General features: G+C 72.6%; 21 protein-coding genes and 1 riboswitch. All 21 genes read left to right on the top strand.

What is annotated here, in order from left to right:
- The first annotated feature begins 37 nt into the window (after window positions 1-37).
- On the top strand, window positions 38-868 hold the full coding sequence (tsf, locus tag ACH9EU_RS17775; protein ID WP_396415236.1) for a translation elongation factor Ts: 831 nt from the start codon (window positions 38-40) through the stop codon (window positions 866-868).
- 228 nt (window positions 869-1,096) lie between these two features.
- Window positions 1,097-1,870: a UMP kinase gene (gene pyrH / locus ACH9EU_RS17770; protein WP_396415235.1), complete on the top strand. Its 774-nt coding sequence runs from the start codon at window positions 1,097-1,099 to the stop codon at window positions 1,868-1,870.
- A gap of 127 nt (window positions 1,871-1,997) precedes the next feature.
- On the top strand, window positions 1,998-2,555 hold the full coding sequence (frr, locus tag ACH9EU_RS17765) for a ribosome recycling factor (protein WP_396415234.1): 558 nt from the start codon (window positions 1,998-2,000) through the stop codon (window positions 2,553-2,555).
- Window positions 2,555-3,511 (top strand): phosphatidate cytidylyltransferase, encoded by a 957-nt coding sequence (locus ACH9EU_RS17760; protein ID WP_396415233.1) that lies wholly within the window; start codon window positions 2,555-2,557, stop codon window positions 3,509-3,511. Before frr ends, ACH9EU_RS17760 begins: the two co-directional genes overlap by 1 nt.
- Window positions 3,512-3,536: 25 nt before the next feature.
- Complete coding sequence (locus ACH9EU_RS17755) at window positions 3,537-4,136, top strand: DivIVA domain-containing protein (RefSeq protein WP_396415232.1); 600 nt, start codon at window positions 3,537-3,539, stop codon at window positions 4,134-4,136.
- A gap of 160 nt (window positions 4,137-4,296) precedes the next feature.
- Window positions 4,297-4,677: a DUF485 domain-containing protein gene (locus ACH9EU_RS17750; RefSeq protein WP_396415231.1), complete on the top strand. Its 381-nt coding sequence runs from the start codon at window positions 4,297-4,299 to the stop codon at window positions 4,675-4,677.
- Window positions 4,678-4,680: 3 nt separating this feature from the next.
- Window positions 4,681-6,312: a sodium:solute symporter family transporter gene (locus tag ACH9EU_RS17745; RefSeq protein WP_396415230.1), complete on the top strand. Its 1,632-nt coding sequence runs from the start codon at window positions 4,681-4,683 to the stop codon at window positions 6,310-6,312.
- Window positions 6,313-6,537: 225 nt separating this feature from the next.
- Window positions 6,538-6,807: a GlsB/YeaQ/YmgE family stress response membrane protein gene (locus tag ACH9EU_RS17740; RefSeq protein WP_396415229.1), complete on the top strand. Its 270-nt coding sequence runs from the start codon at window positions 6,538-6,540 to the stop codon at window positions 6,805-6,807.
- A gap of 118 nt (window positions 6,808-6,925) precedes the next feature.
- Window positions 6,926-8,200 (top strand): 1-deoxy-D-xylulose-5-phosphate reductoisomerase, encoded by a 1,275-nt coding sequence (gene dxr / locus ACH9EU_RS17735; protein ID WP_396415228.1) that lies wholly within the window; start codon window positions 6,926-6,928, stop codon window positions 8,198-8,200.
- A 36-nt stretch (window positions 8,201-8,236) separates the two neighbouring features.
- A riboswitch (SAM riboswitch) is annotated at window positions 8,237-8,355 on the top strand.
- A 100-nt stretch (window positions 8,356-8,455) separates the two neighbouring features.
- Window positions 8,456-9,346: a MetQ/NlpA family ABC transporter substrate-binding protein gene (locus ACH9EU_RS17730; protein ID WP_396415227.1), complete on the top strand. Its 891-nt coding sequence runs from the start codon at window positions 8,456-8,458 to the stop codon at window positions 9,344-9,346.
- Window positions 9,343-10,422 (top strand): ATP-binding cassette domain-containing protein, encoded by a 1,080-nt coding sequence (locus tag ACH9EU_RS17725; protein WP_396415226.1) that lies wholly within the window; start codon window positions 9,343-9,345, stop codon window positions 10,420-10,422. Before ACH9EU_RS17730 ends, ACH9EU_RS17725 begins: the two co-directional genes overlap by 4 nt.
- A gap of 59 nt (window positions 10,423-10,481) precedes the next feature.
- On the top strand, window positions 10,482-11,081 hold the full coding sequence (locus ACH9EU_RS17720) for an ABC transporter permease subunit (RefSeq protein ID WP_396415237.1): 600 nt from the start codon (window positions 10,482-10,484) through the stop codon (window positions 11,079-11,081).
- Between the two features lie 210 nt (window positions 11,082-11,291).
- The gene (locus ACH9EU_RS17715; protein ID WP_396415225.1) at window positions 11,292-12,626 is read left to right on the top strand and encodes a site-2 protease family protein; all 1,335 of its coding nucleotides are present in this window, start codon (window positions 11,292-11,294) and stop codon (window positions 12,624-12,626) included.
- Between the two features lie 167 nt (window positions 12,627-12,793).
- Window positions 12,794-13,960, top strand: a complete 1,167-nt coding sequence (ispG, locus tag ACH9EU_RS17710; RefSeq protein WP_396415224.1) for a flavodoxin-dependent (E)-4-hydroxy-3-methylbut-2-enyl-diphosphate synthase — start codon at window positions 12,794-12,796, stop codon at window positions 13,958-13,960.
- A gap of 17 nt (window positions 13,961-13,977) precedes the next feature.
- Complete coding sequence (locus ACH9EU_RS17705; RefSeq protein ID WP_396415223.1) at window positions 13,978-14,835, top strand: GNAT family N-acetyltransferase; 858 nt, start codon at window positions 13,978-13,980, stop codon at window positions 14,833-14,835.
- A gap of 149 nt (window positions 14,836-14,984) precedes the next feature.
- Window positions 14,985-16,784: a proline--tRNA ligase gene (locus ACH9EU_RS17700; protein WP_396415222.1), complete on the top strand. Its 1,800-nt coding sequence runs from the start codon at window positions 14,985-14,987 to the stop codon at window positions 16,782-16,784.
- Between the two features lie 4 nt (window positions 16,785-16,788).
- The gene (locus ACH9EU_RS17695) at window positions 16,789-17,601 is read left to right on the top strand and encodes a TSUP family transporter (protein ID WP_396415221.1); all 813 of its coding nucleotides are present in this window, start codon (window positions 16,789-16,791) and stop codon (window positions 17,599-17,601) included.
- Window positions 17,602-17,657: 56 nt separating this feature from the next.
- Window positions 17,658-18,170 (top strand): ribosome maturation factor RimP, encoded by a 513-nt coding sequence (locus tag ACH9EU_RS17690; protein WP_396415220.1) that lies wholly within the window; start codon window positions 17,658-17,660, stop codon window positions 18,168-18,170.
- A gap of 204 nt (window positions 18,171-18,374) precedes the next feature.
- A complete protein-coding gene (gene nusA, locus ACH9EU_RS17685; RefSeq protein WP_396415219.1) occupies window positions 18,375-19,445 on the top strand; it encodes a transcription termination factor NusA in 1,071 nt (356 codons plus the stop codon).
- Window positions 19,446-19,462: 17 nt separating this feature from the next.
- The gene (locus tag ACH9EU_RS17680) at window positions 19,463-20,053 is read left to right on the top strand and encodes a DUF448 domain-containing protein (RefSeq protein WP_396415218.1); all 591 of its coding nucleotides are present in this window, start codon (window positions 19,463-19,465) and stop codon (window positions 20,051-20,053) included.
- A gap of 142 nt (window positions 20,054-20,195) precedes the next feature.
- The coding region (locus ACH9EU_RS17675; RefSeq protein WP_396415217.1) for a translation initiation factor IF-2 N-terminal domain-containing protein at window positions 20,196-20,814 on the top strand (619 nt) is incomplete at its 3' end.

Raw genomic sequence — 20,814 nt, 5'->3', positions numbered from 1 at the left:
GCCCCGGCCGGCACCACCGACTACGTGAGGAGTTCCCATGGCGAACTACACCGCCGCTGACATCAAGGCCCTGCGCGAACGCACCGGCGCCGGCATGCTCGACGTCAAGAAGGCGCTCGACGAGGCCGACGGCGACCTGCAGAAGGCGCAGGAGATCATCCGCGTCAAGGGCCTCAAGGGCGTCACCAAGCGCGAGGGCCGCGCCACGGCCGAGGGCCTCGTGGCCGCCCGGGTCCAGGGCACCGTCGGCTACATGGTCGAGGTCAACTCGGAGACCGACTTCGTGGCCAAGTCCACCCCGTTCGTCGAGTTCGGCAACAAGGTCCTCGAGGCGGCCGTGGCCGCGGACGCGGCGACCCTCGAGGCGCTGCTGGAGGCCGAGGTCGACGGCAAGCCGGTCTCCGAGCTCGTCACCGAGACCGGGGCGCTGCTCGGCGAGAAGGTCGTCGTCCGCCGCATCGCCCGCGTGGAGGGCGAGAACGTGGCCGTCTACCTGCACAAGACCTCCAAGGACCTCCCGGCCCAGGTCGGCGTGCTCCTCGCCGTGTCCGGCGCCGATGCGGGTCAGGTCGCCCACGACGTCGCGGTGCACATCGCCGCGATGTCCCCCACGTTCCTCTCCCAGGAGGACGTCCCGGCCGAGACGGTCGAGTCCGAGAAGCGCGTGGCCGAGGAGACCGCCCGCGCCGAGGGCAAGCCGGAGAAGATCATCCCGAACATCATCACCGGCCGGCTCAAGGGCTACTTCAAGGACGTCGTCCTGCTCGACCAGGACTTCGCCAAGGACTCGAAGCGGACCATCGGCAAGGTGCTCGAGGAGGCCGGCGCGACCGCCACTGCGTTCGCCCGCTTCCGGGTCGGCGCCTGACCGGTCCCGTTCCGCGCGGAGGGAGGCGACCCTGCTCGGCAGGGTCGCCTCCCTCCGTCGTTCCACCTCGAGAAGGCGCCGCTGGCCTGCGGCGACGTCCGTGCGGGGCGTCCTGACGGCCGGAGCGGCCGCGAGCGTTCGGTATGCTGAGGGAGGCCCGGTCCGCACCGCCAGCACCCCCGCGCGGCCGTGCCCGTCCACGTTGCACCGTCGTCGCCGGGAGGAACCATGGCCACCACTTCTGCGTCCGAGATCCAGGACGAGGCCCTGCGCCTGAGCAGGGACCCGAGGATCGAGCCCGGTCGCCGCCGGGTGCTGCTGAAGCTCTCGGGCGAGGTGTTCGGCGGCGGCTCCATCGGGGTGGACACGCGTGTGGTCCGCGACATGGCCGAGCAGATCGCCGCCACCGTCGGCCGCGTCGAGACGGCCATCGTCGTCGGCGGCGGCAACTTCTTCCGCGGCGCGGAGCTCTCCCACGCCGGCATGGACCGCTCCCGGGCCGACTACATGGGGATGCTGGGCACGGTCATGAACTGCCTGGCCCTGCAGGACTTCCTCGAGCAGTGCGGGGTGGACACCCGCGTGCAGTCCGCGATCAAGATGGAGCAGGTGGCCGAGGCCTACATCCCGCGCCGGGCCATCCGCCACATGGAGAAGGACCGCGTGGTGATCTTCGGGGCGGGCGCCGGTCTGCCCTACTTCTCCACCGACACCGTCGCGGCCCAGCGCGCCCTGGAGGTGCACGCCGACGAGGTCCTCATGGCGAAGAACGGCGTCGACGGGGTCTACACGGCCGACCCGAGGATCGACCCGGACGCCCAGCGGCTCTCCGCCCTGACCTACGACGAAGCCCTGGCCCGGGACATCCGGGTCATGGACCAGACCGCGTTCAGCCTGTGCCGCGACAACGACGTGACCATGCGTGTCTTCGGCATGGAGGGCGAGGGCAACGTCACGCGGGCCATCCTCGGGGAGCAGATCGGCACCCTCGTCACGGCCTGACCTGGCCACGGGCTCCCCGGCGCTAGACTGTGCCCAGCACGGCCGGGACGGACGCCCTCCGGTGTCGGGCCCGGCCGACCCGACCCCGCGCGGAGGACTCCGTGCGACCCGACGAAGGAGCCCCTACGTGATCTCAGACATCATGTCCGAAGCGAAGACCAAGATGGCCAAGGCCGTGGACGGGGCCAAGGACGACTTCTCCGCCGTGCGCACCGGGCGCGCGAACCCGTCGCTCTTCTCGGGTCTGCTGGTCGAGTACTACGGGACGCCCACGCCGCTGCAGCAGCTGGCCTCCTTCCAGAACCCCGAGGCGCGCACCCTGCTCATCACCCCGTACGACCGGTCGGCGCTCAACGACATCGAGAAGGCCCTGCGCAACTCGGACGTCGGCGCCAACCCCGCCAACGACGGCAACGTCATCCGCGTGGTCATGCCGGAGCTGACGCAGGAGCGCCGCAAGGAGTACGTCAAGGTCGTGGGGCACAAGGCCGAGGAGGCGCGGGTGTCCGTGCGCAACATCCGCCGGCACGCCAAGGACCTGATCGAGAAGGCCGTCAAGGACGGCGACATCGGCGAGGACGAGGGCAAGCGCGCCGAGAAGGACCTCGACTCGGTCACGAAGAAGCACATCGACCAGGTCGACGAGATGCTCAAGAACAAGGAAGCGGAGCTGCTGCAGGTCTGATGCCGCACCCGCGACGCCCGCACCAGGAGACGAAGGCTTCCCCGGGAACCGCCGGGGAGGCCTTCTCCTCACGTCGTGGAACGGATCCGGCGCCGGCCCGTCCCGCGGGAGGGCGCCGGCGGCCGCAGCGCCGGCACACCGCGCCCTCACGCGCCGGGCGGAACCTGCCGGCCGCCGTGGGCGTCGCCGCGGTGCTCATCGGCACCCTCCTGGTGGGGCTGTTCGTCCAGCCCGTGGTCCTCGCGCTGTTCGCCGGGGCGGCGGTCGGCATCGGCGTCTGGGAGGTCGGACGGTCCCTGCGCTTCCGTGGGATCACCATTCCCCGCGTTCCGGCGGTGATCGCCGGGGTGCTGATGCCCCTCTCCGCGTTCGCGGGCGGCGGAGAGGCGCTCATGATCGCCGTGGGCGTGGGCGTGACCCTCGTGGTCGTGTGGCGGGCGCTGGGCGCGCGGGAGGGGATGATCCTGTCGATCATGGGCTCCGTCTTCGCCCTGGGCTGGGTCGGCTTCCTGCTCAGCATGGCGCTGCTGCTGTACCGCACGGACGCGGGGGCGCTCAAGGTGCTCACCGTGATCCTCCTCGCCGTGGGGTCCGACACCTGCGGGTACGCGGTGGGCGTCATCTGGGGCAGGCACCCCATGGCCCCGAGGATCAGCCCGAAGAAGTCCTGGGAGGGTTTCGCCGGGTCCCTCGGCGGGTCCGTGCTGATCGGCGTCCTCTGCGCCGTGCTCCTGCTGGACCACACCTGGTGGGAGGGCGTGCTCCTGGCCCTCGTCATCGTCCTGACCGCGACCCTCGGCGACTTCGCCGAATCCATGGTCAAGCGCGAGCTGGGCATCAAGGACATGGGGACCCTGCTGCCCGGCCACGGCGGCGTCATGGACCGGATCGACTCCGTCCTCTTCGCCATCCCCGCCGGGTACCTGCTCTTCGCGCTGTTCGCCGCGAGCGCCTGAGCCGTACCCCCAGGACCGCCCCGCCATGAGCACCGAGAGCCCAGCCCCCCGCCCGCCCGGGCGGCGGTTCCCGCGCTCCGCCCCCGGGGCGGTGGGCTACGACGTCGCCGAGGTGGACGCCTTCCTCTCCGAGGTGGAGGCCGCCCTCGGGGGCGCCCGACCCGCGGGCACCGGCTCCCGGGTCGTGACCAGCGCCCAGGTGCGCGCCGCCGTGTTCTCGGGTGCCCGTGGCGGATACCGGGCGGAGGCCGTCGACGAGGCGCTGGAGGCGGCAGAGGACGCCCTGGCCGCGGCCGAGCACGAACAGGTCCTCCGCACCGGCGGGCCCGCGGCGTGGCGGCGGCACGTGGAGGGGCTCGAGGAGCTGGTGCGCGGGCGTCTGGCCCGCCCGCGCACGCAGCGCTTCCGGCACCCGTCGCGGACGAGGGCCCGGGGGTACTCGGTCGCCCACGTGGACGTGCTCTGCGAGCGGCTCACGGAGCGGCTGGACGACGGCGCGGCCCTCGACGCGGCCGAGCTGCGGCACGCCGTCTTCCCCTCCGCGCAGGGGGAGCTGGGCTACGAGGAGCATCAGGTCGACGCGTTCCTGGACCGGGCGGTGGAGCTCCTCCTCGCCCTCCGCTGAGCCCAGCGGAACCGGCTGTGTATACATCTTGGACAGCACAACGTCCAGATTTCCGATCCGATTGGGCAGAAGAGCGCGAAAACTGGGCTTTTCGGCATTTCTCCTTGCCTCTCTGCATACAAAGACTTACTGTGGTCTGAATCACACGAGGAGGTAGCCCATGTCTCATCAGCCACCGGTCGACGCCGACGACCTCGTCTCCGGCGTCGACTTCCCGGCCGCTCAGCGGTCACCCGAGTTCCAGGAGCTGCGGAGGACCCACCGCGGCTTCGTCTTCCCGCTCGCCGTCGCCTTCCTGGTCTGGTACCTGCTGTACGTCGTGCTCGCCATGTACGTGCCGCAGCTCTTCGCCATCCAGGTCGTCGGCAACATGAACCTCGGGGTGGTCCTGGGACTGCTCCAGTTCGTCACGACCTTCGCGATCACGGGCGCCTACGTGTCCTTCGCCAACCGCAAGCTGGACCCCAAGGCCACGGCCATCCGGGAACGTCTCGAGCCCCAGACCCAGATCCCCGGCGACGTCCACGGACAGGAGAACTGACCGATGCAGCTTCCGCTCCCCGCGCTCGTGCCCATGGCGACCGGTGCCGCCGAGACCGTCGGCACGCCGTGGATCAACATCTCCATCTTCAGCGCGTTCGTCGTCGTCACGATGGTGATCGTGCTCCGGGCGTCCAAGTCGACCGCCACGGCGGCCGACTACTACGCCGGCGGCCGCGGCTTCAGCGGCACGCAGAACGGGCTGGCCATCGCGGGTGACTACCTCTCCGCGGCGTCCTTCCTGGGCATCGTCGGCGCGATCGCCCTCCAGGGCTACGACGGGTTCCTCTACTCGATCGGCTTCCTCGTGGCCTGGCTCGTGGCGCTCCTGCTGATCGCCGAGCTCCTGCGCAACACCGGCAAGTTCACCATGGCGGACGTGCTGTCCTTCCGGCTGCGGCAGCGCCCCGTGCGCGTGGCCGCCTCGATCTCGACCCTGGCCGTCTCCGCGTTCTACCTGCTGGCGCAGATGGCCGGCGCGGGCGCCCTCGTGTCGCTGCTGCTCGGGATCAGCTCCACCGTGGGGCAGTCGCTCGTCATCGTGGTCGTGGGCGTCGTCATGATCACCTACGTCCTCGTGGGTGGCATGAAGGGCACGACGTACGTGCAGATCATCAAGGCGGTCCTGCTGGTCACCGGCGTGGCCGTCATGACCGTGTGGATCCTGGCCCTGTACGGCTTCAACTTCTCCTCCCTGCTCGGCGATGCCGTGGCCGTCTCCGGCAACCCCGCGATCCTCGAGCCCGGTCTGAAGTACGGGGTGAGCGAGACCAGCAAGCTGGACTTCATCTCCCTGGGTCTCGCCCTGGTCTTCGGCGCCGCCGGCCTGCCGCACGTGCTGATGCGCTTCTACACGGTGCCCACCGCCAAGGAGGCCCGCACGTCGGTCGTCTGGGCGATCGCCCTGATCGGCCTGTTCTACCTCTTCACCCTCATCCTCGGCTTCGGGGCGGCGGCCCTGATCGGGGCGGATCGCATCGAGTCGGCGCCCGGCGGCGTGAACTCCGCGGCGCCGCTGCTGGCCTTCGAGCTCGGCGGGTCCCTCCTGATGGGCCTCATCGCGGCCGTGGCGTTCGCCACGATCCTCGCCGTCGTGGCGGGCCTGGCCATCACCGCCTCGGCCTCCTTCGCCCACGACATCTACACGAGCGTGATCAAGAAGGGGAACTCCGATCCCCGCAAGGAGCTCCGGGTCGCCAAGACCACGGTCGTGGTCATCGGCGTCGTCTCCATCCTCGGCGGCATCGGCGCGCAGGGGCAGAACGTGGCGTTCCTCGTGGCCCTGGCCTTCGCGGTCGCGGCCTCGGCCAACCTGCCGACCATCCTGTACTCCCTGTACTGGCGGCGGTTCACGACCCGCGGCGCCGTGTGGTCCATGTACGGCGGTCTGCTCATCTCGGTGGGCCTCATCGTCTTCTCCCCGGTGATGTCCGGGGCCGAGACCTCGATGATCCCGACGGCCGACTTCGCGTGGTTCCCGCTGACGAACCCGGGGATCGTCTCGATCCCGGCCTCCTTCCTCCTCGGTTTCATCGGCTCCATGACGGAGCGCCGTCTGGAGGACCCGGTCAAGCAGTCGGAGATGGAGGTGCGTTCCCTCACCGGGATCGGTGCGGAGAAGCCCGTCGCCCACTGACGGCGCCTGATCCCGTCCCACCTGGGACGATCCACGGCCCGCCCGGCGCAACCGCGTCGGGCGGGCCGTTCCGTTCCCGGCGGGGACACACCCGGGTGCACGCCACAGAAAGACAGGGGGCTGACGGAGCAGTAGGGTGGAGACGAAACCGGGCTCAGGGTATTCCTGGGCAACTCTCCGGTTGCCTACAATGAAAGTCCCTCCCGGGACGGATAAGGAGCAATCATGGGAATTCTCGGTTGGATCATCCTCGGCCTCATCGCCGGCGCGATCGCGAAGCTCATCATGCCGGGCAACCAGGGTGGCGGGATCATCGTCACCATGATCCTCGGCATCGTGGGCGCGCTGCTGGGCGGCTTCATCGGATCCGCCCTGTTCGGCGTCGACATCAGCACGTTCTTCTCGCTCTCGACCTGGCTCCTCGCCATCGGCGGCGCGCTGATCGTCCTCTTCATCTGGGGGCTCGTCACCGGCCGCAAGGGCCACGCCCACTGACCGGCGTCCTGGCGGAACCCGAGGCCCCGTCCACCGGCAACGGTGGACGGGGCCTCGGCCTTTGCCGGCGCCGACCGGGGGAGCGGGTACGGGGTGAGCGCTGGGGGATACTGGGACCATGACGTCCCCCGCAGCCCCGACCCGCACCCGCCCGACCCCGGAGCTGCGGGCTCTGGCCGCGGCGGGACCGCGCCGGATCAGTGTCCTCGGCTCCACGGGCTCGATCGGCACCCAGGCCCTCGACGTCGTGCGGGCCGCGGCGGAGCTCGACGGCGCTGCGCCCTTCACGGTGGTCGCCCTGGCCGCGGGCCGGCGGCACCTGCCGCTGCTGGCCGCGCAGGCCGTGTCGACCCGCGCCGGGCTCGTGGCCACGAGCGGGACGGCCGCGGACGCCGCGGAGCTGAGCCGGCTGATCGGCGAGCGGGCCCGGGCGGCCGGGGCCGGAGGCTACCGCCCCGAGATCGAGCACGGGCCGGACGCGGCGTCGACGGCCGCCGCCCACCCCGGGGCGGACCTCGTGCTCAACGGCATCACCGGCTCGATCGGCCTCGCCCCGACGCTGGCCGCCCTGGGCGCGGGGCACAAGCTGGCGCTGGCGAACAAGGAGTCGCTCGTCGCGGGGGGCCCGCTCGTGCGTGCCGCGGCGGCGGCCACGGGCGACCCCGACGCGCTGATCCCGGTGGACTCGGAGCACTCGGCCCTGGCCCAGGCGCTGCGCGGCGGCACCGCCGCCGAGGTCGACCGCCTCGTGCTGACGGCCTCGGGCGGGCCGTTCCGCGGCCGCTCGGGGGCCGAGCTGGCCGCGGTCACCCCGGAGGAGGCCCTGCGCCACCCCACGTGGGACATGGGCCCGATGGTCACGACCAACTCCGCGACCATGGTCAACAAGGCCCTCGAGGTGCTCGAGGCCCATCTGCTCTTCGACGTGCCGCTCGAGCGGATCGACGTGGTGGTCCACCCGCAGTCCGTGGTCCACTCCATGGTCCAGTTCGTCGACGGATCGACCCTGGCCCAGGCCTCGCCGCCGGACATGCGCCTGCCGATCGCCCTCGGCCTCGCGTGGCCGCACCGGGTGCCCGGTGCGGGCCTCCCGTGCGACTGGACCCGGGCCACGGAGTGGACCTTCGAGCCGCTGGACCGGGACGCGTTCCCGGCCGTGGACCTGATCAAGGCGGCGGGGGAGCGCGGCGGCACGTTCCCGGCCGTGTTCAACGCGGCCAACGAGGAGGCGGTGCACGCCTTCCACGCGGGGCGCATCCGCTTCCCGGCGATCGTGGACACCGTCCGGGACGTCCTCGAGCAGCACGACGACGCCGGCCCGCTCGACCTCGAGGCCGTCCTGGACGCCGAGCGGTGGGCACGGCGGCGGGCCCAGGAGGTCCTCGGACGCTGACCGGGAGGGCCCCGCCGCGTGGTAGTGTGTCCGGCGGATGACGAGTCCCAGCGCGAAGCTCTGGCTGGCTGGGCGGCAACCCTCTCCCGTAGTGGGGTGCCCCAGATGACCATCCGGCCACGGTTCGGCGACGCAGCCGGCGGCAAGTACGGTTCGACCGCTCCGCGCCGTCCGGCGCGTCGAGGCCCGTGCCCGACCCGCCGAACCCGGCCGGGACCACCTCCGACACCCTACGGACCTTCCGGAAAGGCAGACATGCGATCGCAGCGCCTCCCCCTCCTCGCCCTGACCACGACCCTCGGCCTGACGCTGACCGCCTGCGGCGGCTCGACCGAGCAGGCCGGTGAGGGCGCCCTCGCCGACGGCAAGGTCAGCATCGGCGTCGTCGGCACCGACCCGACCCACGAGGCCCTCAAGACGCTCGCGGAGGAGCAGGGCATCACCGTCGAGTACGTCGACTTCTCCGACTACAACCAGCCCAACCCCGCCACGGAGTCCGGGGACGTGGACATGACCTGGTTCCAGCACATCCCGTTCCTCGCGGACTACAACAACTCCGCCGGGGGAAGCATCACCCCGATCGGCTCGACCTCGATCTACCCGCTGGGCCTCTACTCGAACGAGTACGACTCCGTGGAGCAGTTCCAGGAGGGGGACGAGATCGCCGTGCCCAACGACGCCGTGAACCTCTCCCGCGCCCTGCTCGTGCTCGAGTCGGCCGGCCTGGTCGAGCTCAAGAACGACACGCTGATCCCCTCGGAGCTCGACGTCGACACCGAGGCCTCGACGGTGCGGGTCACGCCCGTCTCCGCAGAGCAGACCGTGCTCTCGCTCGACTCGGTGGCCGGGTCGATCATCAACAACGACTTCCTCTCGCGGGCGGACATCGACCCGGAGTCGGCGCTGGCCCAGGACGACCCCGAGTCCGAGGGCTCCCGGGTCTACGTCAACCTCTTCACCACCACCGAGGAGCTGGCCGACGACGAGACGCTGAAGCAGGTCGCCGACCTCTACCACGAGCAGCCCGTCGTCGACGCCGAGCTGGAGGAGACCCGTGGCACCGCCGTGCCGCTGCAGCTGGAGCAGGAGGAACTGCGCGAGCTGACCGAGCGGTACCAGCAGGAGCTGAAGGACCAGCAGCAGTGAGCGCGGCGGCCTCCGCCGCGCCGTCGCGCTCCGGCCGCCCGGGCGAGGTCCTCGTCGCCTTCCGCAACGTCTCCAAGGTGTTCCGGACCGGAACGGGCCGTGCGGCGCGCGACGTGGTGGCGGTCGACGACGTCAGCCTGGAGGTGCGCCGCGGCGAGATCTTCGGCGTCATCGGCTACTCCGGGGCCGGCAAGTCCACCCTGGTGCGCCTGATCAACGGCCTCGAGCCGGTCACCAGCGGCTCGCTGACCGTGGGCGGGTTCGAGGTGGCCGGTCGCAGCGAGACGGAGCTGGCTCCGGTCCGCCGGGACATCGGCATGATCTTCCAGCAGTTCAACCTGTTCACCTCCCGCACGGTGGCGGGCAACGTCGAGTACCCGCTCAAGCGGGCGGGGTGGGACAAGGACCGGCGCCGGGCCCGCGTGGCGGAGCTGCTGGAGTTCGTGGGCCTCTCGGCGCACGCGGGCAGCTACCCGGAGCAGCTCTCCGGCGGCCAGAAGCAGCGCGTGGGCATCGCCCGGGCGCTGGCGACCAGCCCCGAGCTGCTCCTGGCCGACGAGTCCACCTCCGCCCTGGACCCGGAGACCACCCAGGAGGTGCTGCAGGTGCTGCAGCGCGCCAACCGGGAGCTGGGCATCACGATCGTGCTCATCACCCACGAGATGGACGTGGTGCGCGCGATCGCGGACCGGGTCGCCGTCATGCAGGGCGGGAAGGTCCTGGAGGACGGGCCGACCGTGGACATCTTCGCGCGGCCCCGCACCGAGACCGCCCGGCGTTTCGTCTCCTCCGTGCTGCACACGGTCCCCGACGAGCGGGAGGTCGAGCGGCTGCGCCGGGCCCACCGGGGACGCCTGGTCATCGTGGACGTCGGCGACGGCGTGGACATCGGCGGAGCGCTCTCCGACGGCGCGGCGCTCGGCGTGCGCTTCACCATCGCCTACGGCGGGATCAGCGTCCTGCAGGAGCAGTCCTTCGGCTCGCTCACCTTCGAGCTGACGGGCCCCGAGGCGGCCGTGCAGGACGTGGTCGACGAGCTCGCCCGCGTCACGACCGTGCGGGAGGTGGCGGCGTGAACAACGACTGGACCGTCCTCGGTCCCCAGCTGCTCAGCGCACTGGGGGAGACCCTGTACATGGTCGCCGCGACGCTCCTGCTGGCCGGGGTGCTCGGCCTGCTGGTCGGCGTGGGGCTCTACGTCACCCGCCGCGGCAACATCCTGGAGAACCGGGCGGTGTACACGTCGCTCAACGTCGTCGTGAACTTCGTCCGCCCGATCCCGTTCATCATCCTGCTCGCGGCGCTCGGGCCCCTCACCCAGAACGTCGTGGGAACCCGGCTCGGGCCCAACGCGGCGATCTTCGCCATGACGATCGGCGCGATGTTCGCCGTGGCCCGGATCGTGGAGCAGAACCTCATGGGCGTGGACCCCGGCGTCGTGGAGGCGGCCCGCTCCATGGGCGTCTCGCGGTGGCGGATCATCACGACCGTGATCCTGCCCGAGGCGCTCGGGCCGCTGGTGCTCGGCTACACCTTCCTCGTCATCGGCATCACCGACATGTCGGCGATGGCGGGCGCCATCGGCGCCGGCGGACTCGGCGACTTCGCCCTGCGCCTGGGCTACCAGCGGTTCAACGACGAGGTCACGTGGGCCGCCGTCGCGGTCATCGTGGTCCTGGTCCAGCTGGTCCAGTTCGTGGGCAACCACCTGGCCCGCCGCATCCTGCGCCGCTGACGGGCCGTTCCCGCGGACCGCGCCGGCCGGCCCCTCCCCAGCGGGAGCGGCCGGCCGTCGTCGTCCGGGGGTGCCCGCGACGGTCGGGGTCCCCGTCCAGGTGCCGCCCGGGAGGATGGTGCAGACTGGTGCTCGCCGCGCACCGCGCGGCCCCGACCCCCGCCCCCGGCGTCCGCCGGGGGCGGCCCACGAGCCCGGGCGGTCCGACGGATGGGCGTGGCCCTGTTCCTGGCCGGTGTGCTGCTCGCGGCCGCCGCGATCGCCGTGTCCATCGCCCTGCACGAGATCGGCCACCTGGTGCCGGCCAAGTTCTTCGGCGTGCGCGTCACGCAGTACATGGTCGGCTTCGGGCGCACCGTGGCCTCCCGCCGCCGGGGCGAGACGGAGTACGGGCTCAAGGCCGTCCCCCTGGGCGGCTACATCTCGATGGTCGGCATGTACCCGCCCGCCCGCTCCGGCGTGCCCGCCCGCGCCGCGAGCACCGGGGTCTTCCAGCAGCTGGCCGCCGAGGCCCGCGGCGCGGCCGCGGTGCAGATCGGCCCCGGTGACGAGCACCGCGTGTTCTACCGGCTGCCGGTGTGGAAGCGTGTCGTGATCATGCTCGGCGGCCCCCTCATGAACCTCCTGCTGGGCACGCTGTGCGTCGCGGTCCTGCTCACCGGCTTCGGGACGCCGACCCCTACGACGACCGTCGCGTGGGTCGCCGAGTGCGTCGTGCCCGCCGAGCGCCAGGCTGCCGGTCAGGACGAGTGCGCCCCGGGGGACCCCCGGGCGCCCGCCCACGAGGCCGGGCTGCGCCCGGGCGACGTCGTCACGGCCGTCGACGGCGCCGCCGTCGCCTCGTGGGACGAGCTCACGGGCCGGATCCGCGACCGGGCCGGGGAGCGGATCCCGGTCGTCGTCGAGCGGGACGGGCGGAGCGTGCGGACCGGTCTCACCCCTGTCCTCAGCTCCCGGCCCGTCCTCGACGACCGGGGCGCCGCGGTGACCGGGGAGGACGGGTCGCCGCGCTACGAGAAGGTCGGGTTCATCGGCATCAGCCCCACGACCGAGTCCGTCCGGCAGCCGGTCACCGAGGTGCCGGCGGCCGTCCTCGACGGGCTCGGCCGGATCGCCGGCGTCGTGCTGCACCTGCCGCAGCGGATCTACGAGGTGGCAGAGGCGGCCTTCGGCGAGGGCCCGCGGGACCCGGACGGGCCGATCTCCGTGGTCGGGATCGGCCGGATCTCCGGGGAGATCGCCGCCCACGAGGAGATCGTCCTGCGCGACAAGGCGGCCTCCCTCGTCGGGCTCGTCGGCTCCGTGAACCTCGCCCTGTTCGTGTTCAACCTCCTGCCCCTCCTGCCGCTGGACGGCGGGCACGTGGCCGGGGCCCTGTGGGAGGCGCTGCGGCGGGGGACCTCCCGGCTGCTCGGCCGGCCCGATCCAGGGCCCTTCGACCCCGCGCGCCTGCTGCCCGTGACCTACGCGGTGGCGGTGCTGATGATCGGGATGTCCGCGCTCCTGATCTACGCGGACATCGTCAAGCCCGTACAGCTGTTCTGAGCGGGCCGGCGCCGGCGCGCGCCCGGCACCGGCCGGCACCGTGAGCTCCGCCACGGCCACGGCGGCCGCCCGGGCATGGGGCACAATGGGAACCGACGACGGACCCCGGCACCGGGTCCGGCCGCCACCGCTCTCGATTCCTGCCCTCGATTTCTCGGAGGAACCCCGTGACCCCGGTCAGCCTCGGCATGCCCGCCGCCCCCCAGCCCGTCCTCTCCTCGCGCCGGAGGACCCGGCAGATCCGGGTCGGCTCCGTGGGCGTCGGGTCCGACTCGCCGGTGAGCGTGCAGTCCATGACGACCACCCCCACGACGGAGATCAACGCGACGCTGCAGCAGATCGCCGAGCTCAACGCGGCCGGGTGCGACATCGTCCGCGTGGCCTGCCCGTCCCAGGACGACGCCGACGCCCTGCCGATCATCGCGAAGAAGTCCCCGATCCCGGTCATCGCGGACATCCACTTCCAGCCCAAGTACGTGTACGCGGCCATCGACGCCGGGTGCGCGGGCGTGCGCGTGAACCCCGGCAACATCCGCCGGTTCGACGACCAGGTCGGCGAGATCTCCCGTGCGGCCAAGGCCGCCGGCGTCTCGATCCGCATCGGCGTCAACGCGGGGTCCCTCGACCAGCGCATCATGGACCGCTTCGGCCGGGCCACCCCCGAGGCGCTCGTCGAGTCCGCCGTCTGGGAGGCCTCCCTGTTCGAGGAGCACGACTTCCACGACTTCAAGATCTCCGTCAAGCACAACGACCCCGTCACCATGGTCCGCGCCTACCAGCTGCTCGCCGAGCGGGGGGACTGGCCCCTGCACCTGGGCGTGACCGAGGCGGGACCGGCGTTCCAGGGCACCATCAAGTCGGCGACCGCGTTCGGCGCCCTGCTCTCCCAGGGCATCGGCGACACCATCCGCGTCTCCCTCTCCGCGCCGCCGGTCGAGGAGGTCAAGGTCGGCAACCAGATCCTGCAGTCCCTGGGCCTGCGCCCCCGCAAGCTGGAGATCGTCTCCTGCCCCTCGTGCGGCCGCGCCCAGGTGGACGTCTACAGCCTGGCCGACGAGGTCACCGCGGGCCTCGAGGGTCTCACCGTCCCGCTGCGCGTGGCCGTGATGGGCTGCGTCGTCAACGGCCCCGGCGAGGCGCGGGAGGCGGACCTGGGCGTCGCCTCGGGCAACGGCAAGGGGCAGATCTTCGTCAGGGGCGAGGTCGTGAAGACCGTCCCCGAGGACCGCATCGTGGAGACCCTCCTGGCGGAGGCCAACCGCATCGCCGCCGAGATGGAGGCCGAGGGCGACGGGGAGAGCACGGAGGGCAGCCCCGTCGTCAGCGTCGGCTGACGGGTGGTGACGTGCCGGTGAGGACGCAGCCCCGGGCCACGCCCCGGCTGGTGCCGGCGGGGGAGGTGGACCCCGCCCAGCTCGACCGGCTGCTCGCGGCCGACCCCGTCGCGCACGCGTTCGTCGCCGCGCACGTGGACTCCTACCGGGGGAGCGGCACGAGCCGGGTGCCTCCCGTCCTGGGCACGGCCGGGCCCGGCGGCGAGCTGACCGGAGCCTGCTGGGTCGGCACCAACGTGGTGCCCGTGACCCTCGACGAGAGCGGTCTCGACCTGATCGGCCGGCACCTGCGCAGGACCGGAGGGTCCCGTCACGCGTCGGTGTTCGGCCCGGACGAGCTCGTCCTGGGCCTGTGGGCCCGGCTCGAGCGGTCGTGGCCGCGTCCCTTCGACGTCCGCCCCGTCCAGCCGCTCCTGGCCATCGACCACGACCCGGCCCCGGCCCCGCACCCCGGCGTGCGGATCGCGACGGTCGAGGACCTCCCCGCGGTGCTGCCCGCGAGCGCCGCCATGTTCGAGGAGGAGGTCGGCTACTCCCCGACCACGGGCGGGGAGCGCGCCTACCGCGAGCGGGTCGGGGCGGTCGTGGAGGCCGGGCGGTGCCTGGTGCTCACGGACGACGACGGCAGGGTCCTCTTCAAGGCGGACCTCGGCTCGGTCGCGCTGGGGGTCTCCCAGGTGCAGGGCGTGTGGGTGGACCCCGCCCACCGGGGTCGAGGGCTCGCGGTGCCGTGCATGTCGGCCGCGGTGCGGCTCGCACGCCGGCGCACGCCCGTCGTGAGCCTCTACGTCAACGACTACAACGTCCGTGCCCTGGCCACCTACCGGCACGTGGGCTTCGAGCGTGTCGGCACCTTCGCCACCGTGCTCCTGTGAGCCCGTGCCGGTGGGCCCGTCCGGGCGCGGCCTCATCGGCAGGGGTGTAGATTTGTCCGGAATCCCCGGTGCCGTCGGCGCCGGCCACCCTCTCGACGACCCGGGCCCGGCACCGTCCCGCCGCGCTCCCCGGGAGAAACGGAGCCCTCGTGGCGCTGCGCCTCTCCTCCCTGTTCCTGCGGACCCTCCGCGAAGACCCCGTCGACGCCGAGGTGGTCAGTCACAAGCTGCTCGTCCGGGCCGGCTACATCCGCCGGGCCGCCCCCGGCATCTACACCTGGCTGCCGATCGGGCTGAGGGTGCTCGGGAAGGTCGAGCAGGTGGTCCGCGAGGAGATGGCGGCCATCGGCGCCCAGGAGGTGCACTTCCCCGCGCTGCTGCCGCGGGAGCCCTACGAGGTCACCAACCGCTGGACGGAGTACGGCGAGAACCTGTTCCGCCTCAGGGACCGGAAGGACGCCGACTACCTCCTGGCGCCCACGCACGAGGAGATGTTCACGCTCCTCGTCAAGGACCTGTACTCGTCGTACAAGGACCTGCCGGTCACCCTCTACCAGATCCAGACCAAGTACCGGGACGAGGCGCGCCCGCGCGCGGGCCTGATCCGCGGCCGGGAGTTCGTGATGAAGGACTCCTACTCCTTCGACGTGGACGACGCCGGCCTCGAGCGCTCCTACGACCTGCACCGCGAGGCCTACGTCCGGATCTTCGAGCGTCTCGGGCTGCCCGTCGTCGCGGTCTCCGCCCAGTCCGGGGCGATGGGCGGGTCCCGCTCCGAGGAGTTCCTGCACCCCACCGAGATCGGCGAGGACACCTTCGTGCACTCGCCGGGCGGCTACGCCGCCAACGTGGAGGCCGTGACCACGGTGGTGCCCGAGGAGCGGGATCCCGCCGAGGCCCCCGAGGCCCGCGTGCTCGACACTCCCGGCAGCCCCACGATCGAGACCCTCGTGGACCGCTCGAACGAGCTCCACCCCCGGCCCGAGGGCCCCTGGACCGCAGCGGACACGCTCAAGAACGTGGTCCTCGCCGCCGTCCTGCCCGACGGCGAGCGCCGGCTCGTGGCCGTCGGTCTGCCCGGGGACCGCGGCGTGGACATCAAGCGGATCCAGGCCGGCCTCGGCGACGTGCTCGACGTCGCCGGGGAGCTGCTCGTGGAGCAGGCCACCGACCAGGACCTGCGGACCTGCCCGCTGCTGGTCAAGGGCTACATCGGCCCGGGCCTCGCCCTCGACCAGGCCGTGCTGGGCGAGCGGTCCAGCACCGGCATCAGCTACTTCGTCGACCCCCGCGTGGTCCGCGGTTCCCGCTGGGTCACCGGGGCGAACGTGGGCGGCAAGCACGTCTACGACCTCACGGCCGGACGCGACTTCACCTGGGACGGCGTGCTCGAGTGCGCCGAGGTGCTCCCCGGTGACCCCGCCCCGGACGGCTCCGGGCCGCTCGAAGCGGCCCGCGGCATCGAGATGGGGCACATCTTCCAGCTCGGCCGCAAGTACGCCGAGGCGCTGGGGCTGCGGGTCTTGGACCGCAACGGCAAGCTCGTCACCGTCACCATGGGCTCCTACGGTGTCGGCGTCACCCGTGCGGTGGCCGCCCTGGCCGAGGCCTACCACGACGACAGGGGGCTGCTCTGGCCCCGGCAGGTGGCGCCCGCGGACGTCCACGTCGTCGCCACGGGCAAGGGCCCCGAGGTGCTCGAGGAGGCCGAGAAGATCGTCGCGGAGCTCGAGGCCGAGGGGCTGGAGGTGCTCTTCGACGACCGGCCGAAGGTCTCACCGGGCGTGAAGTTCGGCGACGCCGAGCTGCTGGGCGTGCCCACGGTGCTCGTGGTCGGCCGGGGTCTCAAGGACGGGCTGCTCGAACTCAAGGACCGCGCGAGCGGCTCGAGCGAGGACGTGCCCCGGGACGGCGTCGCCGCGGCGGTCGCCGCGGCCGTGCGCGGCTGACCTCGTGCCCGACGTCGGGGCGTGGCTCGGGGCCTCCGGCCTCGAGCAGACCGGCCCCGAGGTGGTCCTCCTGCTGGTCGCGGCCGGCCTCGCCGCGGGGTTCATCGACGCCGTCGTGGGCGGTGGGGGCCTGCTGCAGCTTCCCGTGGTGCTCATGGTGCCCGGGATCAGCCCGGTCCAGGCGCTCGCGACGAACAAGATGGGATCCGTGTTCGGCACCGCCACGAGCGCGGTCACCTACTACCGGCGGACGTCCCCCGACCTGCGCACCGCGCTGCCCATGGCCGGCGTCGCCCTGGCGGGCAGCTTCGGCGGCGCGGCCGTGGCGGCGTCGCTGCCCGCGGAGGTGTTCCGCCCGATCATCCTGGCGGCGCTCGTGGCGGTGCTGCTGTTCACCGTGGCGCAGCCGACCGTCGGCCAGCTCACCGTGCTGCGCCACCGCGGGGCCCGGCACTACGGGACGGCCGTGGTCATCGGTGCGCTCATCGGCTTCTACGACGGCGTGATGGGCCCGGGCACCGGCTCCTTCCTGGTGATCGCCATGATCACGCTGCTCGGCTACAGCTTTCTCGCGGCCAGCGCCAAGGCGAAGATCGTCAACCTCGCCACGAACGTGGGGGCGCTGGTGTTCTTCTTCGGCCACGGCTCGGTGCTGTGGGGCCTCGGCCTGGTGCTCGGGCTGTCCAACATGGTGGGCGGCTACCTCGGCGCCCGCACGGCCGTGGCCCGGGGCAGCCGCTTCATCCGGGTCGTCTTCCTCGTCGTGGTCTCCCTGCTGATCCTCAAGCTCGGCGTCGACGTCCTGCGCGGGGCCTGAGCCCCTGCCCGCATAGGATGTGCAGGACCCGCGTCCCCGAGACCCCAGGAGAGCCCGTGAGCGAGCACAGCAGCCCCGAGGACCCCCGCCGTCTGGCGGAGCTGATCGGCCCGGTCGTGGCCGGGGCGGGCCTCGTCCTGGAGGACGCCGCGCTCCGGCCGAGCGGGACCGGGCTCGTCCTGCAGGTGCTCGTGGACCTGCCGGAGGACAGCACGGGGAGCGTGGACATCGACCGGATCGCCGAGGTCGCCCGGGCCGTCTCCGAGCTGCTCGACCGGCACGACCCCGTCCCCGGCTCCACCTACGAACTGGAGGTCTCCTCGCCGGGGGCAACGCGGGAGCTCTCGGAGCCGCGGCACTGGCGGCGCCAGGTCGGGCGCCTGGTGCGGGTGGTGCCGGTGGCGGGGGAGAAGTTCACGGCGCGGCTGCTCGAGGTCTCGGACGACGGGGTGCTCCTGCAGCGCAGCCACCAGGCGAAGAAGGGCATGCCGCCCAAGCTGCTCGAGCCCGAGCACTGGGCGTTCGGGTCGGTGCGCCGGGCCAGGGTGGAGGTCGAGTTCACGGACTGAGCGGGCGCCCGCCGGAGGACGCGAGTGTAGGATGTGCCGTTGACACCGCGACGCCCTCGGGCGCCGCGGTCGGCAGTGCGACGACGACGACAGCGCGACCACAACGATGCGCACCGACCAGTGCGCGAGGACCCGCGGCAGCGCTCCGCCCCGAGGGCGGCGCACTGATCCGCTCCAGGGGTCGACAGGTGAGGAAGGCCGGACATGGACATCGATATGAGCACACTCCGACTGCTGGAGCGTGAGCGCGACATCCCCGTGGACCTGCTCATCCCCACGATCGAGCAGGCCCTGCTGCTGGCCTACCAGAAGACGGCCGGGGCGCAGGCCGGCGCGCGCGCCGAGATCGAGCGCAGGACCGGCCACGTGACCATCTGGGCCCCCGAACTGGACGAGGAGGGCAACCCCGTCGGGGAGTTCGACGACACCCCGGCCGGGTTCGGCCGGATCGCCGCCTCCACGGCCCGCCAGGTCATCCTGCAGCGGCTGCGCGACGTCGAGGACGACGCCGTGCTGGGCCACTTCAAGGGCCGCGAGGGGGAGATCGTCTCCGGGCAGATCCAGCAGGGGCACAACCCCCACATGGTCCAGGTGGACCTCGGCACGGTGGAGGGCGTGCTGCCCCCGCACGAGCAGTCCCCGGGCGAGACGTACCCGCACGGGGCGCGGATCCGGGCCTTCGTCGTCGAGGTCAAGCGCGGCATGAAGGGCCCGTCCATCACGCTCTCCCGCTCGCACCCCGACCTGGTGCGCCGGCTGTTCGAGATGGAGGTGCCCGAGATCGCCGACGGGTCCGTCGAGATCACCGCCGTCGCCCGCGAGGCCGGGCACCGCACGAAGATCGCCGTGCGGGCCACGCGGTCGGGGATCAACGCGAAGGGCGCCTGCATCGGCGAGATGGGCTCCCGCGTCCGCGCGGTGATGAACGAGCTGCACGACGAGAAGATCGACATCGTCGACTGGTCGGACGACCCCGCCCGCTGCATCGCCAACGCGCTCTCCCCGGCCAAGGTCTCCCGGGTCACCGTCCTCGACGAGCGCGGCAGGTCCTCCCGGGCGGTCGTGCCCGACTCCCAGCTCTCCCTGGCCATCGGCAAGGAGGGGCAGAACGCGCGCCTGGCCGCCAAGCTCACCGGCTGGCGGATCGACATCGTCCCGGAGTCCAAGGCCGATTCCCGGGCCGACTCCAGGCCCGGGTCCGAGGCCGGGACCGGCGCGAGGCCGCACTCCCGGGCCGGGTCGCCGTCGGGCCAGGAGCCCGCCGCGCGCGACTGAGCCGCTCCGCCCCGGCGGTGCGAGGCTCCGGACCCCGGCCGTTCCCGGGGTCCTCCGCGCCGCCGGTTTCGGCACAGGGCGGTCCCCGGGATAGACTGGACAGCGGTCAGACCGTTGGTGGTCCTCGTCCGGAGCCGGTCCCCGGCCCGCACGGGCCGTTCCCGACGTCCCGGCGCGAGACGAGGAGTGCGACGCGAGTGAGTGCAGACTCCCGCCGGACGTGCATCGGATGCCGGACCACCGAACACCCTGACCAGCTCGTACGCGTGGCGACCGAGACGACCGGCGACGGCCCGAGGGCCGTGGTCGACCGGACCGGCCGCCTCGGCGGTCGCGGAGCCTGGCTCCACCTCTCCCGCGAGTGCCTGGACACGGCCCTGCGCCGGCGCGCCTTCGGGCGTGCGTTCCGGGGACCCGTGGACACGGGGACCGTCGCCGCCGAGCTGGAAGCCCTGCTGTCCTCGCGGACGGCGCGGCGACCCGCTGAACGAGTGCCGACCACAGCCGTCCCCGGACGGCAGCCCGCACGGTCCGGAGGGACCGGGGACCACGTCCCCGCGCGGGTCAGAACTGGAAAGCGAGTCAGAGAACCCATGGAAAACCGATGAGTGCCCAGCGATGAGTGCTTCGTTGTGCTCTGCCGACGGCCTCCCGCGCCCTCGCGCCGTCCTCGACGGCCGACGCACCGGGAGCCTCAACGGAAAATAAGTGGTTCGTGCCTGTTTCGGTGCGGACCGAGACAGGAGAGAAGTGGCCAAGCCCCGCGTTCACGAGCTCGCGAAAGAGCTCGGAATAACGTCCAAGGAAGCGATTTCCACGCTTCAGAACCTGGGTGAGTTCGTCCGAGGTGCGTCCTCGACCGTCGAACCGCCCGTCGCCAAGAAGCTGCGTTCCGCGTTCGCCGGGAAGGCGGACCGGTCCGCCGCGTCCCGCCCCGCCGACACGCCGTCGAAGCCCGGCCGCCCCGCGCCCCGGCCCGGAACGGCGGCGAAGCCCGCCGCCGAGGCCCCCGTGAGCCCCGCGGAGGCCAAGCCCGCCGCCCGGTCCGCGGACCGGGCCGGCAGGCCGTCCCCGGAGCGCACCGAGCAGAGGCCCGCGACGCCCGAGCGTCCGGCCGCGCGGACCGAGCAGCCGGCCGCGCCCGAGCGGCCCGCCCCGCAGGAGCGGCCCGCGACGCCGGGCGGCAGGGCGCCGAGCCCCGGCCCGCGCCCCGGCAACAACCCGTTCGCGTCCCAGCAGGGCATGTCCCGCGGTGGCGCGCCCCGTCCGGGCTCGGCGGCACCGCGCCCCGGTTCCGCGGCGCCCCGTCCCGGCTCGGCGGCACCGCGCCCCGGGTCGGCGGCACCGCGCCCGGGCGCACCCCGTCCGG

Origin of the sequence: Kocuria rhizosphaerae (assembly GCF_044462265.1) — a bacterium.
In the GTDB taxonomy this organism is placed as follows: Bacteria; Actinomycetota; Actinomycetes; order Actinomycetales; family Micrococcaceae; genus Kocuria; species Kocuria rhizosphaerae.
The sequence above is the reverse complement of the archived record's forward strand: the minus strand, read 5'-3'. Positions and strand labels throughout refer to the sequence as shown.

Coding starts and splice junctions, on each gene's coding strand:
- ACH9EU_RS17760 (WP_396415233.1), top strand. CDS start 2,555: ATGCCGCACCCGCGACGCCCGCACCAGGAGACGAAGGCTTCCCCGGGA.
- tsf (WP_396415236.1), top strand. CDS start 38: ATGGCGAACTACACCGCCGCTGACATCAAGGCCCTGCGCGAACGCACC.
- nusA (WP_396415219.1), top strand. CDS start 18,375: ATGGACATCGATATGAGCACACTCCGACTGCTGGAGCGTGAGCGCGAC.
- ACH9EU_RS17730 (WP_396415227.1), top strand. CDS start 8,456: ATGCGATCGCAGCGCCTCCCCCTCCTCGCCCTGACCACGACCCTCGGC.
- ACH9EU_RS17740 (WP_396415229.1), top strand. CDS start 6,538: ATGGGAATTCTCGGTTGGATCATCCTCGGCCTCATCGCCGGCGCGATC.
- ACH9EU_RS17755 (WP_396415232.1), top strand. CDS start 3,537: ATGAGCACCGAGAGCCCAGCCCCCCGCCCGCCCGGGCGGCGGTTCCCG.
- dxr (WP_396415228.1), top strand. CDS start 6,926: ATGACGTCCCCCGCAGCCCCGACCCGCACCCGCCCGACCCCGGAGCTG.
- ACH9EU_RS17750 (WP_396415231.1), top strand. CDS start 4,297: ATGTCTCATCAGCCACCGGTCGACGCCGACGACCTCGTCTCCGGCGTC.
- pyrH (WP_396415235.1), top strand. CDS start 1,097: ATGGCCACCACTTCTGCGTCCGAGATCCAGGACGAGGCCCTGCGCCTG.
- ACH9EU_RS17715 (WP_396415225.1), top strand. CDS start 11,292: ATGGGCGTGGCCCTGTTCCTGGCCGGTGTGCTGCTCGCGGCCGCCGCG.
- ACH9EU_RS17745 (WP_396415230.1), top strand. CDS start 4,681: ATGCAGCTTCCGCTCCCCGCGCTCGTGCCCATGGCGACCGGTGCCGCC.
- ACH9EU_RS17720 (WP_396415237.1), top strand. CDS start 10,482: ATGGTCGCCGCGACGCTCCTGCTGGCCGGGGTGCTCGGCCTGCTGGTC.